This is a genomic window from Xenorhabdus griffiniae (assembly GCF_001028135.1).
In the GTDB taxonomy this organism is placed as follows: Bacteria; Pseudomonadota; Gammaproteobacteria; order Enterobacterales; family Enterobacteriaceae; genus Xenorhabdus; species Xenorhabdus bakwenae.
Genome location: NZ_LDNM01000057.1, coordinates 19,272 through 36,136 on the forward strand (window position 1 = coordinate 19,272; position 16,865 = coordinate 36,136).

11 protein-coding genes are annotated in these 16,865 nt (G+C 45.6%); 8 read left to right on the forward strand and 3 right to left on the reverse strand.

The window, feature by feature from the left end:
* Positions 1-92: 92 nt before the first annotated feature.
* The 3 genes from AAY47_RS12995 to AAY47_RS13005 form a co-directional block, all read right to left on the reverse strand.
* Positions 93-4,538 (reverse strand): hemagglutinin repeat-containing protein, encoded by a 4,446-nt coding sequence (locus tag AAY47_RS12995; RefSeq protein ID WP_047770547.1) that lies wholly within the window; start codon positions 4,536-4,538, stop codon positions 93-95.
* Positions 4,539-4,648: 110 nt separating this feature from the next.
* On the reverse strand, positions 4,649-6,319 hold the full coding sequence (locus tag AAY47_RS13000; RefSeq protein ID WP_047770549.1) for a ShlB/FhaC/HecB family hemolysin secretion/activation protein: 1,671 nt from the start codon (positions 6,317-6,319) through the stop codon (positions 4,649-4,651).
* Positions 6,320-6,945: 626 nt separating this feature from the next.
* Positions 6,946-7,464, reverse strand: coding sequence for an Hcp family type VI secretion system effector (locus AAY47_RS13005; protein WP_047770551.1), 519 nt, complete (start codon positions 7,462-7,464; stop codon positions 6,946-6,948).
* Positions 7,465-8,381: 917 nt separating this feature from the next.
* Here AAY47_RS13005 and tssB point away from each other — a divergent pair.
* Genes tssB through tssK form a run of 8 tightly spaced genes read left to right on the forward strand, consistent with a single transcriptional unit; the run spans position 8,382 to position 16,864 of the window.
* Positions 8,382-8,879, forward strand: a complete 498-nt coding sequence (tssB, locus tag AAY47_RS13010) for a type VI secretion system contractile sheath small subunit (RefSeq protein WP_047770553.1) — start codon at positions 8,382-8,384, stop codon at positions 8,877-8,879.
* Between the two features lie 20 nt (positions 8,880-8,899).
* A complete protein-coding gene (tssC, locus tag AAY47_RS13015) occupies positions 8,900-10,378 on the forward strand; it encodes a type VI secretion system contractile sheath large subunit (protein WP_047770555.1) in 1,479 nt (492 codons plus the stop codon).
* A gap of 2 nt (positions 10,379-10,380) precedes the next feature.
* Positions 10,381-10,821, forward strand: a complete 441-nt coding sequence (gene tssE / locus AAY47_RS13020; RefSeq protein WP_047770557.1) for a type VI secretion system baseplate subunit TssE — start codon at positions 10,381-10,383, stop codon at positions 10,819-10,821.
* Positions 10,822-12,654 carry a type VI secretion system baseplate subunit TssF gene (gene tssF, locus AAY47_RS13025; protein ID WP_047770559.1) on the forward strand — a complete coding sequence of 611 codons (1,833 nt, stop codon included), beginning with the start codon at positions 10,822-10,824 and terminating at the stop codon, positions 12,652-12,654.
* Entirely contained in the window at positions 12,618-13,670 is a 1,053-nt protein-coding gene (gene tssG, locus AAY47_RS13030) for a type VI secretion system baseplate subunit TssG (RefSeq protein ID WP_047770561.1), read from the forward strand. Before tssF ends, tssG begins: the two co-directional genes overlap by 37 nt.
* A 5-nt stretch (positions 13,671-13,675) precedes the next feature.
* Positions 13,676-14,971, forward strand: a complete 1,296-nt coding sequence (tagH, locus tag AAY47_RS13035; RefSeq protein WP_047770563.1) for a type VI secretion system-associated FHA domain protein TagH — start codon at positions 13,676-13,678, stop codon at positions 14,969-14,971.
* Positions 14,955-15,509, forward strand: coding sequence for a type VI secretion system lipoprotein TssJ (tssJ, locus tag AAY47_RS13040; RefSeq protein ID WP_047770565.1), 555 nt, complete (start codon positions 14,955-14,957; stop codon positions 15,507-15,509). Before tagH ends, tssJ begins: the two co-directional genes overlap by 17 nt.
* Positions 15,510-15,511: 2 nt before the next feature.
* Positions 15,512-16,864 (forward strand): type VI secretion system baseplate subunit TssK, encoded by a 1,353-nt coding sequence (tssK, locus tag AAY47_RS13045; protein ID WP_047770566.1) that lies wholly within the window; start codon positions 15,512-15,514, stop codon positions 16,862-16,864.
* Position 16,865: the final 1 nt, after the last annotated feature.

Consider the following 16,865-nt stretch of genomic DNA (forward strand, 5'->3'; position numbering starts at 1 on the left):
AAATGGAAAAGGCAACAGGTTGGGGAATATGAAGAAATACGGTAGCCGTATATTGGCTACCGCACAAGAGGATCAATCGTTAGTCATCATGATTAATCTAACTGACGACCCTTAACTTCACTGTGGATAGTGGGCAGTTCAGTATCGTGGCCCTCATTTTTCACAAAAGGCACTTTACCGGAGAAAATATCTTTTTGTGCAGAGGTTGCCAGACTGGTGAGGGAATCAGGTACATTAATACCTAAGTTTTTGCCCTTATCGTATCCGGCGACAGATTGTTGATTAATTTGTGGCGTGTTCAGCGAGACAGCACCTTGTGCACTGTCAATTTTGCTGCCCATTAAAGAGGTTGTTCCAGAGACATCCAGATTAACCCCTTGAGTACCGGTCAATGCTGTTTGCTTACCTACAGTTTCCCGATCGAGAGAATCGTAGTTGCCTTTGAGTTTGCCATTGAAGCCCTTGAATGTGGCTTTCAATTGATCTGTCAAACTTGGGGCTTTATCCCCGGTTTTAGCGTCACCGGTAGCCGCAGTTTCAGTTACGGTCTTTGTTATGTTTTCTGACAAGGCGTCTGTGGTAGGAACAGCCTGTTTAGAAGCGGCATCCCCTTTGACGGTTTTGCTATAACCCACGCCCGCATCCAGACCCACATTCAGGCTATGGATGCTGTCTTTGCGGCTTTCGACATTGAAATTGCCACCGACGTTGCCCGTTACCTGATCAGCATCCACATTCGCCCCTTTAAGTGAGGTATCACCCGCACTGGTCAGGTTAACATTGCCGCCGGAAACCTGTGCGTTATGGTGTGTGGTTTGCGTCAGGTTATTGACACCCAATTTCAGTTCACCACCCATATTATATTTATTGTCGAAAATTCTGTTGGCCGGATCGTTTGTTGTTGAAGCATGGCCTGCTGCGCCATCACCTCCTTCTTTGCGGGCGGTAGAAGACATGCCGCCTTTAGCTTTAGCACCGACATGCCAACCCTCGGCGCTCGCCGTATCCTGAGCCGAGATCAGTTCGATTTTCCCACGCTGTGCGGTTAAATCTACCTGTTTGGCGGAAACGTTGGCACCTTGTAATGTCAGATTATTGCCTGCATTCAGATTTACCCCTTGTCCACCCGTGATATTGCTGGTTTGGGCGGTAGTGTTATTCTGATTGGCGGTGTTATAACCGCCACCGAGGCTACCACTGAAATTCTTGCCATCCGGGTTGGTTCCCACGGTCAGGGAAATTTCCCCATTGTAACCATGACCTTGTTTCTCATTACGGTTGGTGGCCTGATTGAACTGAATATTGCCACCCGCTTTAACATTGGCTGAACCTTCACCGGCATTGATTGACGTGCCCTGGTAGCGTGCATCTCTGGTCACCTGAACATTAACGCCATTTTGGGTGTTGATGCCGCTGGTTACTGCACGGGTAGTGCTGTTCGATGTTTCCTGATAACTGCCACTGCCTTTGCCATTGACGGAGATATCTGCACCGGTTGTGGTGTAGACACGCAGGCTGGCATTGCCAGTTGTGTCAGCGGTATGGGAGCGTTGACTGTTGGTTGCGGCTTCACTGGTATGGCTGCCGGCCGTCAGCGAGACACCCCCTTTATTGGCCTGGTATTGCGTACCCTGGTCATAGATATCACCGTTCGTTGTGACGTTGACATCATCCGCCTTGATAGTCGTGACTACCGCATTGGACTGATGGTTATTGGTGTAACGACTGTTGCCATTCATGGTCAGTTCAATACCGGCATTAGGCAAACCCGTTTTCGTGATCGAAGCATCCAGTTTCTTATCTGCGGCCGCCCTGGCTGTTTTTTCTACAGGCCGAGTGGTTGCACTGTAATCGGCAGTCCCGCTAATCTCGCCGCTTGCCTGTAATTGATGGGTTGAGCTGGATGCGGTATTGGCCGTTGCCACATTTTTAATGCTGCCGGCATTCGCCTGATAAGAACCTTGTACTTGATGATCCGTGCCCTGTTGCTTCAACTCACCCATCGCATTCAGCTCAAGGTTACCCGTTACCTGGGTTTTGGTGACTTCTGCCGTTGTCCGGTTGTCAGATTTTCCGTTGCTGTTGTAAGTTCCTTCAACACCACTACCGAGTTTGTCCATACCGCCAGTGACAAATACACTGCTGCTCAGTTTTTCTTGTGAGGCTGAGGTTGATGTGCTGTTTTCGCCAGCCAGCAACGCAATGTTATTGCCGCTAATTTTCGCATCACCGTGGGTTGTGACCAATTTAGAGCCAGTTACAGTGACATTGTTGCTCGCATTTACGCTAAGGCTGCCACCATTCAGTTCTGATGGGCGTTGAGTTGTACTTTCATTTTTCTGTTTATCGGTAGTGTGTTCAAAACCCACACCCGCACGATATTGGTTATCTTTCATCTCCTTGGCGTAGTACTGCCAGTCAAGGTGGGTTTTTTCCTGTTGATATTGATTGTTCTCACTATAATTCAGGATATTGATATTACCTGACGTATTCAGTTGCAGTTTGCCGGCACTTTTTGCCAGACTGCCAATGACATTGATGTCTTTATTACTGAGTAATTTCAGATCGACATCGGAAATCAATTGACTGCCGGAAGATTTTTGCTGTTTGTTGTGTTCCTGATTCGTATTTTTGGTGATGTTGAAGATTGTTCCCTTTCTTTCATCCACCTCTTGAGAAATATAGCTGACCGCATTATCGATAATTAACGGCCCTTCATTGGCTTGAACATAAGCGCCTTTTTGCGCTTTGACATTACTGCCCGTAATGGTGACACCCTTTGTACCTGTCAGCAGCAAGTGCCCGTCAGCCGTCACTTCGGAAATATGATGGGTTTCTGATTTATCGCGGTTATCTTTTTTGCTGCCACCGGCAATCCCGCCCCAATAGGTTTTATCCTTGGCAAGGATCTGATCATCAACGAGGGATTGGACAGTAATGTGAGTTTGCTGATCCGCAGAAATAAGCAGGTTTTTGCCTGAGTTAATCTGGGTTCCGATAATGTCAACATTGCCTTTCGCCTTAATCCCTAAGTCTCCGCCTGCGCTTAATTCATTGCCGGTGCTTCTTTGGGTGGAATTGACCTCATTCCAATTACCCGTTTGCAATGATGCCCGATGGTTCTTTTTGTATCCCTTCTCTAAGGTCATTTCTGATTCCACTAAACCCGCCAGCTTCACATTTTTCTGGGCGGATACGGACAACTGGTTGCCCGCTTTGATCTTACTGCCAAGAACTTCGGCATCGCCTTCACTGGCGGTCAACTGGATATTTTCACGCGCGTTAACGGTATTGCCTTCGTGCTGATATTTTTCACTTTCATTGGTGACATCGTACTGCCAGCCCCACTCCCGTTGATTGTTCGTGTTACGGTCAAGTTGGTGAAGCTGTTGCCCATCCAGTTTCAGGTTGGCACCAGTCAGTTTGATATTATCCCCTTCAATATCGGTTGCCATCACGTGATTGTTTTGTCTGGCCACCAGCGTGATGTTCTTGCCTGCCAGTTGGGTACGGGCAACAGATTCACTGATTTGTTTTTGTTCGGTATAAATGCCACTAAAAGTGCTATCGTGATTGTTGCTGCCTGTTTTGTCTGATGAAAATTGATTCAGGCGACCCTGGGACAGCACATTTTTGCCGCTCAAGGTGATATCCCCGCCTTTTAGCTCCGCCGCTTCCAACTTCACATCACCGTAGGATTCAACTTCAATCCCATCATTGGCGGTTACCTGACCCTTTAAATTGACGCCGCTTCCTTCTGCGGTATTCAGCAGACGAATGCGTCCTGCCCGCATACTGCCCAAATAATAGCTGTCAAGTGCATTGATATTGGCTTGCTGGGTATCCAGGATGCGACCATCGGCCGAAATCTTGTTATTCCCCGTTGTAATATTGAGACTTTTTGTGGTGATCACCTGACCATTGATGTCAATTTTGGGGGCAATCAGATTCAGCACGTCATGATGGGATAACCCATTGGTTCTGATATTCAGGGCGTTTTGGTTATCAAAGGTGTTGAAGCCCTGCAAGATCCCACTTTCCACCAGTGGATTACCGACAACCAGTGATGCCTGATTGGTATTGATAAAACCACAGCCGTCACAAGTGATACCGTTAGGGTTTGCCAGGACATAATCGGCGGCGATACCAAATATTTCCTGTTCGCCGAGCAAGAATGAAGGGTTACGGCTAATAACCTCATTTAAGATCACACTGGCAACTTGTCCATTAAGGTTACTGTTGGCAGATAATTCCCCTGCCAATTGTGATGTTCCATCCTCCAGAGAGTTATTGAACACCGCCCCCGTTTGATTGACGTTAAAATCCTGGTATTGGTTATGTGATAACCCTGATTCGGAAGGCGCAACGATATTGACCACGGTTGCCCCGGTATCAGCTTGCATAACATCCGGGCTGTGGGCGGCATCGCCACCGGGCGTAATATCATGGGCAAAACTGACTGAACAGGTTGCCAGAATAATTGCCATAGAGGCGGCAAGCTTGCCCGTGGGAGACAGTTTAAATTTTTTACTTTTCATATAATTTCCTTATTTGCTTCTTTTTATTGCCATGTGCAGCGCTCTGGGGATCATGGTTCTGATCATTCCCACAACGGGCTGCGGTTAAAAAAATCAAATGGTTCAAAAAATTAAAAAGAGTAAGAGAAGCGGGTTAACAGCTGCATAGGTTCATCCGTGTGCCTATTTTGGTGAGAAAGCAATTTGCCTCGGCTGAACTCAACATCCGCAAACAGTTGCTGATAGCGTAGTGTCAAACCTGCACTTAATCCGGCACTGCTTTTCCAGCTGTCCTGGCTGCGATAGCCTTTAACCTGGCCGATATCCACGCCGGTACGCAACAAAAGTGAGCCTTTGGCAATGGGGATTGAGTGAGAAAATGTATTTCTTAAATACCAGCCATTATCAGCCGATGACACATTTTTGCTGAATCCTCGCACCGCATTCCGGTCGGTCACATTGAGCCACTCAACACCGGGTAGCCCATCTTTGCTGTATTGAGCATAAAATTGGCTGCTGAATTGGTAAGGCACATCCAGGAGTGTGAAACGCTGTTGTAAATTTGCCGATAATTTACCTTTGGTAAACTGCTTATTCAGGTTGGCTGTCGTGGTTTGGGCACCAAACCACGGCATTCCCCGCTCAATACTCATATTGAGAGAGAGCAGGCCTGAAGGGATAATTTGTAAATGGTGAATACCCAGTTCGAGGACACTCAATGTCTGGCTACTGACGGTGAGCCTGGCTTCTTGGAAATGGTTGGTGTAATTCTTATAAACTAACTGGGTGTTTAATGTACTAATCTGCGACTGGTTACGATGAAAAACCCAATCGGCACGAATGCCCGTTTGCGTTGAATTCCCGTACAATTTAGTCGAATGTATCTTTAAACGAGGATGACTGGTGTATTGGGAATAACTGTTGAATCCACTCAATGTTACGGCTCCATAGGGGAGTGAATAGAGCAGAGTATAGGCGCGATTATATTGGGTATCGGGTTTATCTATGGTACTGGCGCCGCTGAGGCTAACAAAGTCAGATAACCCTAATGGGCTATCAACACTGGCATTGAGTCGCGTGATCCATTTTCCTGTGCTTTTCTGTCCATAATTATCGGTTGTAGTGGTTATTCTCCACGGAGAAGCGTGCCGATTATGTAGCCTGACGACAGAACCCCCATTAACTGTACCCGGTAGAATATCGAGAGTGGTTTTGTTTGACTGCAAACGATTTGCCTGATCCAGCCCTTGATCAAGTTGATTCAGGTTGAGTGGTTTATTTACCAAACGTGGGAAGAGTGTTTGGCTATTGACCCAACGGTCAGCACCTTCTATCGCCTCGACAAAACCTTCAACAACATTGATCCCTAGCTCGCCATTTGCGTTGGGGGGAATAAACTGTACCCGCGCCGTAATGTAACCTTTAGCAATATAAAGGTTGGTGATTTCCGCTGACAGCGTGTTGATGTCATTGCGGGTGATACAGCTATCGGGCAGGGCACTGAGGGTATTCAGATCCCCCAGAGAGAGTAAGGTAATGCCTTGAAGATAAACCCCATTAACCGCCAAACATGGCGGTGCTTCCACTACGACGGGTGAGACAGTTTGTGGTGAAACGTTATCGGTGCGATTAATCAATCCCTGATGACGGCGTTCTTCAATTAATTGGTCTATTTCTCGAGAACTATCTTGTAAGGTTCTTCTTGCTTCATCTGTAGGAAAAGCGGGATTAGGCGTATCAGGCGATGCGCTCCCCTGAAATGCAGTACATAATAAGATGAAGATTGTCGTCCTTTTAATCATGGGAATACCCAAATGACAATAGTTGATGGGAAATGTATCGTGTTGGGTTAGGTTTAAACATCCTGGTTTATTAATTAAGCATTAGAGCATAGAAAATCTTTTATGTTGTTCTGATTAACAAATGTGTTTTGTCAGGAATTATAATTTCCAGTTATAAATTTACATTAGTGATTTATGATAATTCATTTTAGTTATGTATTAACTCAATGTGAAGAGTTAAGTGAAATTTAATTTGGCTTAATCAATGCTCAGCAGAATAATGAGATTGAATTAGGGGCTTTTTCTGTATTTTCAGCTTTTTATTTGCAAGTTTTACTTATGGAATGTTGATGAAAGGTATTGAAGTGGCGGAAATGTAACACATTAAGAACAGCGGTTTTTTAGTCAGATTGCTTGGCGTAAAATCAATCATGCATGTAACTATAAATTCATCTATCTTTATTTGTTGTGAAAATAATTACTATATGAAAATCTGACAGCGAAAAAAAAAGCAGAAAAACAAATATAAAATAGAAAAACAGGAATTAAAGTAAATTAGCGGGAATTTTGAGATGTTAGAATGATTCAGCCAATGAATAATATTCATTGGCTGAAAAATTATGACTTAATATTTAATGAATAAGATATTAAGCAACAACCGGTGCGCGCCAGTCGTCAGCACCAGAAGTACCCGCAGTAGTGTGTTCCCAAGTAATCTTACGATAAGAAAGAGATACACGAACTAATTGCGTGAATTCTGATTTAGCCGGATCCTGGCAGTGTGGCATTTTGCAATCGATATCAACGATAGTTGCATCTTCCAGTTTTGTCGTAAAGAAATGCTCTTGTTTACCTTCGATTGAAGTACGATACCATTTCAATTCTACAGTAGGCAGCATTTCGCCAGAAGCCAGTGCGTTGTACAGCAGAGGAACTGATTTATTCAATGCAACGGTAAAGCGGAATGGCTTATGCGCACGCTGGCCAGAAGGTTGTCCTGACTGTGGATCAGTGGGGACAGTGACGATGTGGTCAAATTCTTGAACCAGCATTTCGTCTTCGTGACCCTGAACAAAGATATTACCTACGGATTCAGCAGTGAATGAACCAGCGGTAATATGACCCTGAGTTTTACCATGGATGGAAATATAACATGGAGTTGGCATATGAATATCCTATAAAAAGTTACCAATATTAGTGTAAGTGTTCATTTCTTGCGTGATTATTCCATCTGTTAATAAAATGAAATTATCGCTTACCAAACACTCGGGGCGAATAATAAAGCTGAAATTGCCTGATGCAAAGTCATTTGAAAAATGCAACATGCACGATAATTCAATGACAAATAATAATTTTATAATTATTGCCGTTATAAAATTTATAGCTGATTTTTTATAAACAATAAGCTCATTCAACTGGTTTAAAAATGATCTATGACTTTTTTGTTTTTTTAACCTTTTGATATTTAATGTTTTTTATTTTTTTGTTTAAATGTTTTTTATGATCATTTGAAAAGTGTTAACTAGATCAAAAAAATGGAAATAACCTGAATTGTTATGGCGCATAATTAATCAGGATAAAATACAAAATGATATTGATGATGATTATTGATAACGGTCTGTAAGGTTATATTTTATTCAGGTGAAGATGAAAAATATTTCTTTTAACGCAAATAATAGGTAGTGGGGTTACGTACTCTTACAGAGAGTAAAACCAAACTTTCCTCTATTTTGAGCGCAAAAAAATGTTTATAACTTGCTATGGATTTTGATAGGAAGATTAAAGGCTTGAATAGAGGTCTTTATCAATTTGTGTTTAGGCTTTACATCAAAAAAATAAAATGTCAAACTCGAACTTGACGATTTTCGTATCGATGTTATTTCCACGATTGGATAGGGTATATCTGATTATTTAACTATATGTTGATATAAAACTATTCGTGCCTGCAAATATAGTTGTCTTCTTTAGCCTATTTTTTAGGAAGATTTTCTGTATTTATTATATGGGTGAACATTGGAATCATTCTCTCACCAATAATGGGTTGTTAGACAGTTCATGGTTGTATTAGCCAAAGGATTCAAATATGAGTAAGAATAGTCCAGGTAGCGTAGCGCCGAAAGAAAGAATTAATATTAAGTATGTTCCTAATAATGGTGACCAGACCGCAGAAGTTGAATTACCTCTAAATCTTCTGGTTGTTGGTGACTTGAAAGGAAAAAGCGAAGATACGCCAATTGAAGAGCGGCAGACAGTTTCTATCAATAAGAACAACTTTAATGCCGTAATGAATGAAGCGAACATCAACCTAACTTTTAACGTTCCTAATCGTCTCGATGAAAAAAGCGAAGAAGATCTGCCGGTTAATCTGGAAATAAAATCGCTGAATGATTTTTCGCCAGATAATGTCGCGAAGAAAGTGCCTGAATTAAATAAACTTCTCGAACTTCGTGAGGCATTAGTTGCATTAAAAGGTCCATTGGGAAATATCCCAGCATTTCGTGCTCGTTTGCAGTCACTACTGGATGATGAATCCGTTCGTGAGCAACTCCTGAAAGAACTTGAAATCGTCAATAAAAAATAACTGGTTAAAGGAATTTTTAAATGGCTCAACGCGAAGAAAACAGCACAGCTATTGCTTCTGGCGCAACGACTTCCTTGCTTGATGAAATTATGTCTCAAGCGAGAATGACTCCTGAAAATGACGGCTACTATATTGCTAAACAAGGTGTTGCTGCGTTTATCGGTAGCATCCTGGATACTGGCTCTAACGACGAACCCATCAACAAGCTGCTTGTTGATAAGATGATCGTTGAGTTGGATAAAAAGCTAAGTGAGCAGATGGATGAAATCATGCACGCGAAGCCGTTCCAGGAATTGGAATCTTCCTGGCGTTCACTGAAAATTTTGGTGGATCGCACAGATTTCCGTGAAAACATCAAAATCAACATCCTTCATGCCACTAAAGATGAATTGCTGGAAGATTTTGAATTCTCTCCTGAAATTATTCAGTCTGGCTTCTATAAGCACGTTTATGCCTCAGGCTACGGCCAGTTTGGGGGGGAACCTGTTGCTTCCGTCATCGGTAACTACGCGTTCAACAACACCACGCCTGATATTAAACTGATGCAGTATGTCAGTTCGGTTGGTGCGATGGCTCATGCACCATTCTTGTCTTCCGTTTCACCGGAATTCTTTGGTGTTAACAGCTTTACTGAGCTGCCTGCCATCAAAGATCTGAAATCCGTCTTCGAAGGCCCTTCACATACTAAATGGCGTGCGCTGCGTGAGTCAGAAGATTCACGTTACTTAGGCCTGACCGCCCCTCGTTTCTTGCTGCGTCTGCCTTATTCCAGTGTTGAAAACCCAATCAAGAACTTCAACTATCAGGAAAATGTCAGCCGTGAGCACGAACATTTCTTGTGGGGCAATACTGCGTACTTGTTGGCTAGCTGCCTGACTGACAGCTTTGCTAAATACCGCTGGTGTCCAAACATCATTGGTCCACAAAGCGGTGGTGCAGTCAGCGACCTGCCAGTTCACCTGTATGAAGCAATGGGTCAGATTCAGGCGAAGATCCCAACAGAAGTTTTAGTCACTGACCGCCGTGAATTCGAACTGGCAGAAGAAGGCTTCATTACCCTGACCATGCGTAAGGGTAGCGATAATGCCGCATTCTTCTCGGCAAACTCGGTTCAGAAACCCAAAGTGTTCCCCAATACTCGTGAAGGGAAGAACGCCGAAACCAACTACAAGTTGGGCACCCAGCTTCCATACATGTTCATCATCAACCGTCTGGCTCACTACATCAAAGTGTTGCAGCGCGAACAGATCGGCTCCTGGAAAGAGCGTCAGGATCTGGAACGTGAACTGAACATGTGGCTGAAACAGTACATTGCTGATCAGGAAAATCCACCAACTGACGTTCGTAGCCGTCGTCCTCTGCGTGCCGCTGAGATTAAGGTACTGGATGTTGAAGGCGATCCAGGCTGGTATCAGGTGGCGATGCAAGTTCGCCCGCACTTCAAATACATGGGTGCAAGCTTCGAACTGTCGCTGGTTGGACGTTTGGATAAGGAATAATCATGGCTGCGCTGTACAGTTGGAGTAGGGGCAGCTCTGCCAGTCTGTTCGAGCGCATTCAAGGGAAGAGCGGTGGCTCTTCCCGTCAATCAAGGATGCGTGCACTACTTGATTCTATTAGGAAGCATTTGAATGAAGTGCTGAATTCCCGTCCGGGTGCTTGCCAAAGTGCCGTAGATTTAGGGGTCATTGATCTCAATGATGCGACCGCAACATCGGTGGATTTCAAGCAAAGTATCGAATGGGCGATTGAAGGGTGCATCAGAAATTATGAGCCAAGAATATCAGCGGTTTCTGTCAGCGCCATCAATGATGATTCAGATCCGTTGCTGTTGAGCTTTCATATCAGCGCTGAAATCTCTCTGGATGATATCAACGATCTTGTGGAATTTAGCATCCAGTTGGATAACAACCGGCGCTATTGCCTGGAGCGAACCCAATAAATGTCATTTGAAAAATATTTCAGAGATGAGTTGAACTATCTGCGGCAACTGGGAAAAGAAGCCGCAGTTGAGCGACCTCATCTTGCCGCATTTTTGTCAGAACAGGGTTCTGATCCCGACGTTGAGCGTTTGCTTGAAGGTTTTGCCTTCCTGACGGGTAACCTGCGGGCAAAGATTGATGATCAATTCCCTGAATTGACCCACGGCCTGCTCAATATGCTGTGGCCGAACTATTTGCGTCCAACTCCCAGCATGACCATCATCGAGTATACCCCGGATGAGAGCGTGGTGACGAAAGCGACACAGGTCAAGCGTGGCACACAGATTATGAGCCATTCGTTGTCGGCTCAGGATGATATTTTTTCGAACGAAAAATCGGCTGGCAAAAAAGACGATCCAGATCGCTGCACCTTTACGCTCTGCCGCGATGTCTGGCTTTTTCCGCTTTCCATCCGTGACATTACCGTCAATAACAGTAATGAAACTGGAATTATCGGCCTGAATTTTACGTCGAAAACAGAACTGAGCCTGCATGAGTTGGAGCTAGGCAAACTGCGTTTTTATTTGAGCGGTGATAATTATACCACCTCCCAGCTCTATTTCTGGCTTTGCTACTACTTCAGAAAAGCAGAGTTGGTGGCAGGCGATACCGTGATCCCGCTGCCAGATTTTGATTTTGTGCCTGTGGGATTTGAGCGGGAAGATGCGTTACTGCCTTACCCCAAAAATGCCTATATGGGATATCGTATCTTGCAGGAATATTTCTGTTTCGCGGAAAGTTTCCTGTTTTTTGATGTGAAAGGCTTCCCGGAACTGCCGGAAGATCTCAAGACCAAAGATTTCAAACTGAATTTACATTTTTCTCAGGCATTGCCACCAGAAGCCAAGATTCGCCATGACACTTTTCGTCTGCACTGCACACCCGCAATCAACCTGTTCCCCATGGACAGTGAAGCCATTGAACTCAATGGCAGCCAGACGGAATACCCATTGAAAGCCAGTTACAGCTTCCCGGATAACTACGACATTTTCTCCGTTGATAGCGTAGAAAGCTGGCTGACGGGGGAAAATGGTGAACGCAGTCGTGCCCGTCTTGGTGAGCGAGTCTATACCCCGTTTGAAAGTTTCAACCACCAAATGGATGACGAAGATGAACGTTCGATGCGTTATTACCGTATCCGGGTGAAAGAGTCGCCTTTCCGCCGGGGGCTGGAACATTTCATCTCATTGGTACGGAACGATGAGGCTGATCTGCTCAGACTCAAACTGAAAGAAAATGTTTCGATCAGATTGACCTGTACTAACCGTGAATTGCCTTTAGAGTTGCGGGTTGGCGACATTAATTACCCTTCAACCGGCAGCCCGTCATTTGCGTCATTCCGCAATATTACGCGGCCGTCAGTGCCTCTCTACCCTTTGTTGGATGGCGGTTTGCACTGGTCATTGCTGTCAAATATGTCGCTCAACTATATGTCATTGCTGGATAAGGATGCCCTAAAACAGGTGCTACGTACCTACGATTTCCCCAGTATTCATAACCGGCAGTCCAAGCGTTCATCGCAGAAACGGCTTGATGCTATTGAAAAAATTGATACAAAGCCGACAGATCACCTATTCCGTGGTCAGCCTGTCCGTGGATTGCGCTCAACCCTGTATATCCGGCAACAGGCATTCAGCTCGGAAGGCGAGCTTTATCTGTTCAGTACGATTCTGTCACGGTTTTTCTCACTGTATGCCAGCGTCAATGCGTTTCATATGTTGAAGGTAATCAATTTAGATAATCAGGAATGTTATGAATGGCCGGTACAGATAGGTCAACACTCGTTGATGTAATCACTGAACAGGATCCTGCCACGCCGCTGGCATTGGATATCTCACAGTACAACTTTTACCAGCTGGTTGAGCTGCTTAACCAGCTAGCGGTAGCGTGGGATAAAACCGGAGAGACAGATCGTCCTGATCTGGAATCTGTCCGTTTTCGTTCCAGCGCCAGCCTGGCATTTCCGACCCGGGATGTCATCTCGCTTACGCAATCCAAAAAGGGATACTTCGAACTGGAAGTTTCCTTTATGGGGTTGCATGGCAGCCAGTCCCCGATGCCAGGCTATTATCTGGATTCACTGGCATGGGAAGATGCTCAGGGGGAAAACCGTCTGACGGATTTTCTCAACATTTTCAACCACCGTTTAATTACGATCCTGCATCAGATTTGGCGGAAATACCGCTATTACATCTGTTTCAAGAAAGGTGGGGAAGATTATTTTTCTCAACGTATGTTCTCTCTCGTTGGGTTAGGCAGTGATGTCAACCGCCGGATGCTGAACATCAATCACAGCAAAATGCTGGCGTACGCCGGATTACTGGCAAGCCCCGGACGTTCGCCAGAAGTCATATGCAGCCTTGTTTCCCACTGTTTTGATTTGCAGGACGTCACGTTGCACGGCTGGCAATTCAGGAAAGTCACCATTCCCGTGTATCAGCAGAATCGTCTGGGGGGAGAAAACAAGGGGCTAAAAGTTGGTGATACCAAATTATCAGTATTAGGAGACAACTTCACCATTGGTGCTTGGGTTGGGGATTATAGTGGTAAGTTTTTGCTTAGTATTAATAACTTAACTCGGGACCGGTTCCTTTCATTCCTGCCTGATGGCAAAAACTATCTGCCATTGGTGATGTTCATCTCTTTTGTCATGCGCAGCCAGTTTGCTTGGGAACTGCGTCTTAGTCTGGCTGAAAATCAGGTCAGCGGCATGGTATTGGGGGCAACGCAGAATAACCATTTGGGATGGACCAGTTTTCTCGGCGAACCGGAACAGAAACCTTCTGTCATCATTTCAGTTATGGAATAACGACCATGGAAAAAAATCAACCAATCCTTTCATTGCGGGTTCTTAACAGTGAACAGCTGGAAAGTGGTAAAGCCGCCAACTGCCAGTTCTCGATACAGGGTGGTACGGTCGGTAGCAGTGAAAGCCACCTTTGGTCAGTGCAGGATCAGCAGGGCAATGTCTGCCCGTCCCAATTCGCCATTAAATGGCAGGATGGGGCATTTTGCCTGCAAGTATTTGCTGAATCAGTGCAAATCAACAGTGCGGCTTTGACGCCAGAGTCGGGTTTGATCTTGTTACAACAAGGCGATCAAATCAACGTAGGTAATTTGTCGATCAAGACCCATATCAGTTTTTCTGAGGCAGATCGTGTTGATCCTTCAATGATATCCCCCGAATCGTTGGTTTCCAGTTATAGCAATCCGTTGGATGCCATGATGGAAGGTGCACCTGTACAAAAATCGGCGTTTGCCCACGATGAAGGCATTGCTCCAACGGTTATGCATCGTTTCAGTGATGATCCGCTACGGGTACTTGATAGCGAGAGCCTGACCACATTGAAACCCAGGGTTGAAGCTGATGATACGGAACAACTTTTGCCGCCGGATCATTACCAGACCCCCCCATTTGCTAACCCTATTTCTGATAACCGAGGCAGTGTTATGGATCAGGAGTTCCTTGATTTACCGGGCATCGATTCCGACAGACAGTACGAAAGTATGGATGTTGATCATGTCGCCATTACCCCTCTCATGCGTGGGCTGGAAGCACGTTTGCCTTTGCACGACAGCCAGCAGGCAAATGATTTTCTGCAAGAAATGGGTAAAACCATGAAAGCCGCCATTGAGGGGTTATTGGCTCTCCAGCGTGAACAACATGGGTTACGTGATAAACAGCTCCGGCCTATCGAAGATAATCCACTGCGCCTGAATATGGATTACGACACGACCATGCAGGTGATGTTTTCTGATCAGAAAAGTCCGGTTCATCTCTCCGCTCCGGCTGCGGTAGCGGAAAGTTTGCAAAACCTGCAATTACACTATCAGGCTAACCGAATTGCCATCTCTGCCGCACTGGACACCATGCTGGAAGCCTTTGCGCCAGAGCAATTGCTCCGTCGGTTCTCACACTATCGTCGTAGCAATGAAGCCAGGAATAAAGACGCATCCTGGGCCTGGGACATGTACACCAACTATTACCGAGAATTATCTTCCAGTCGCCAACAAGGATTCGAAAAATTATTCCGCGAGGTGTATGAGCAGGCTTATGACCGCGCATTGCGTCAGGGCTTGGAGGAATCCAGCAATGACACATTCCGCTAGTCGCCGTATATGGGCTGTAGGGATTTTATTGCTGTCAGTGATGTTGCTGAACGGCTGTAGCAGTGCATGGAACGCAACAAAAAAAGTGGGCCAGGTCATTTGGGACCCTTCCACACCGGTAGGTAAACCCGATGAGCAGGTCTCTGTTGCCAACATTACATTGCTGGCCGAACCCGACATCAACCCCAATGAAAGTGGTGAAGCGGTTCCTGTTGAAATGAATTTGGTTTATCTCAGTGAGGATTCACGCTTTCTGGCTGCCGACTATGACCAGCTTGATAGCGATAAGCTCGAAAAAGCACTGGGGAAAAACTACATCGATCATCAGGATTACACCCTGTTACCAGGACAATACAAACCCCTGGAGCAGATCGCATTGGAAAAGAAAAACCGTTACATCGGGGTCATCGTTCACTATGCAGATGCAAATCAATCTGAATGGAAAAAGATCATCCGGGTAAAAGACATCGGCCGCCATTATCACATCTTGGTGCATGTCAGAAATAACGACGTCGAACTTAGAAAAGAGGAGGAGTAATCATGCCAGGCAAAAATCGGGTGATTTGGCACGAAGGATTATTCATCAAACCCCAACATTTTCAGCAACAACAAAAACATATTGATTATCTGGCACATAGCCTTGTTTCAGTCTTGACACCTTATGCGCACGGTTTCAGCTCCCTGAGCATTAATGATGATTTGCTCAAACTGGGACGTATCGGGATCACCGAAGCCAGTGGCATTATGCCGGATGGCACTGTTTTTTCTGCACCTGGTCAAGATATGCTGCCAAAACCGTTGGATATCCAGAATACCAATGGCGAGAAAAGCAAAGATATTTATCTGGCATTGCCTATGTCCAGCGATACCATTCTGGAAATTGCCGATCCGGATGCAGAAACGCAAAGTACGGTGCGTTATCGCAAATTACCGACCAATATCCGAGACCTTCATACCAAAGGTGGTGATACCACTGCCGTGGAGCTTGCCCAACTGACGCCCGTTCTGATGCAAGGCTCCGAGGACATGAGTGCTTACACCACCATTCCACTGTGCCGTATCAAAGAAAAGCAAAAAAATGGCAACATTGTTCTGGATAACGAATTTGTCCCGACCTGTTTGTCTATCTTCGTGGCTGACAAACTCAGGCGTTTCATGGTGGAAATTGATGGCCTGCTGACCGAGCGTTCAAGAACACTGGCTAAACGCATTGGTTCGCCGGGTCAGCAAGGGGTGGCGGATGTCGCCGAATTTATGATGCTGCAATTGCTCAACCGCGTTCAGCCGTTGTTCAACCATTATGCCAAACAAACCGTTTTGCACCCGCTACATTTGTATACCGAGCTACTCCAGACTTGTGGCGAGTTGAGGACGTTCACCGATTCAAGCCGCCTGCCGGGGAATATATTGGCGTATGACCACAATAACCTGACCGATACCTTCCAGGCTGTGATGCACGCAATTCGTGATGCGTTGAATGTGGTTCTGACCCCACGTGCAACGTCGATTGCGCTGAAACAGAACGAAGGTGGCATTCGTGTGGCAACCCTGCACGACAACGATCTGTTGCGCAAGTCCGAATTCGTACTGGCAATCAGCGCCAGCACACCGCAGGAGCAGTTGCGACGCCAGTTCGTCCAGCAAACCAAAGTCACATCAATGGAAAAAATCCGCGATCTGGTCAGCGTCCAGTTGCCGGGTGTGCCATTGATTGCCCTGTCTGCTGCGCCACGCCAGTTGCCGTATCACTCTGGATATACCTACTTCCGTCTGGATCAGAAGAGTCCGGCGTGGAAAGAGATCCTGCAAGGAAATTCCATCGCGTTCCACGTATCAGGGGATTTCCCTGACTTAGATATGCAGCTCTGGGCTATCAGGGGCGGTAAGGAATAAT

Bases quoted from the DNA above. Each gene is read 5' to 3' on its own strand.
- AAY47_RS12995 (WP_047770547.1), bottom strand. From the start codon at position 4,538: ATGAAAAGTAAAAAATTTAAACTGTCTCCCACGGGCAAGCTTGCCGCC.
- AAY47_RS13000 (WP_047770549.1), bottom strand. From the start codon at position 6,319: ATGATTAAAAGGACGACAATCTTCATCTTATTATGTACTGCATTTCAG.
- AAY47_RS13005 (WP_047770551.1), bottom strand. From the start codon at position 7,464: ATGCCAACTCCATGTTATATTTCCATCCATGGTAAAACTCAGGGTCAT.
- tssB (WP_047770553.1), top strand. From the start codon at position 8,382: ATGAGTAAGAATAGTCCAGGTAGCGTAGCGCCGAAAGAAAGAATTAAT.
- tssC (WP_047770555.1), top strand. From the start codon at position 8,900: ATGGCTCAACGCGAAGAAAACAGCACAGCTATTGCTTCTGGCGCAACG.
- tssE (WP_047770557.1), top strand. From the start codon at position 10,381: ATGGCTGCGCTGTACAGTTGGAGTAGGGGCAGCTCTGCCAGTCTGTTC.
- tssF (WP_047770559.1), top strand. From the start codon at position 10,822: ATGTCATTTGAAAAATATTTCAGAGATGAGTTGAACTATCTGCGGCAA.
- tssG (WP_047770561.1), top strand. From the start codon at position 12,618: ATGGCCGGTACAGATAGGTCAACACTCGTTGATGTAATCACTGAACAG.
- tagH (WP_047770563.1), top strand. From the start codon at position 13,676: ATGGAAAAAAATCAACCAATCCTTTCATTGCGGGTTCTTAACAGTGAA.
- tssJ (WP_047770565.1), top strand. From the start codon at position 14,955: ATGACACATTCCGCTAGTCGCCGTATATGGGCTGTAGGGATTTTATTG.
- tssK (WP_047770566.1), top strand. From the start codon at position 15,512: ATGCCAGGCAAAAATCGGGTGATTTGGCACGAAGGATTATTCATCAAA.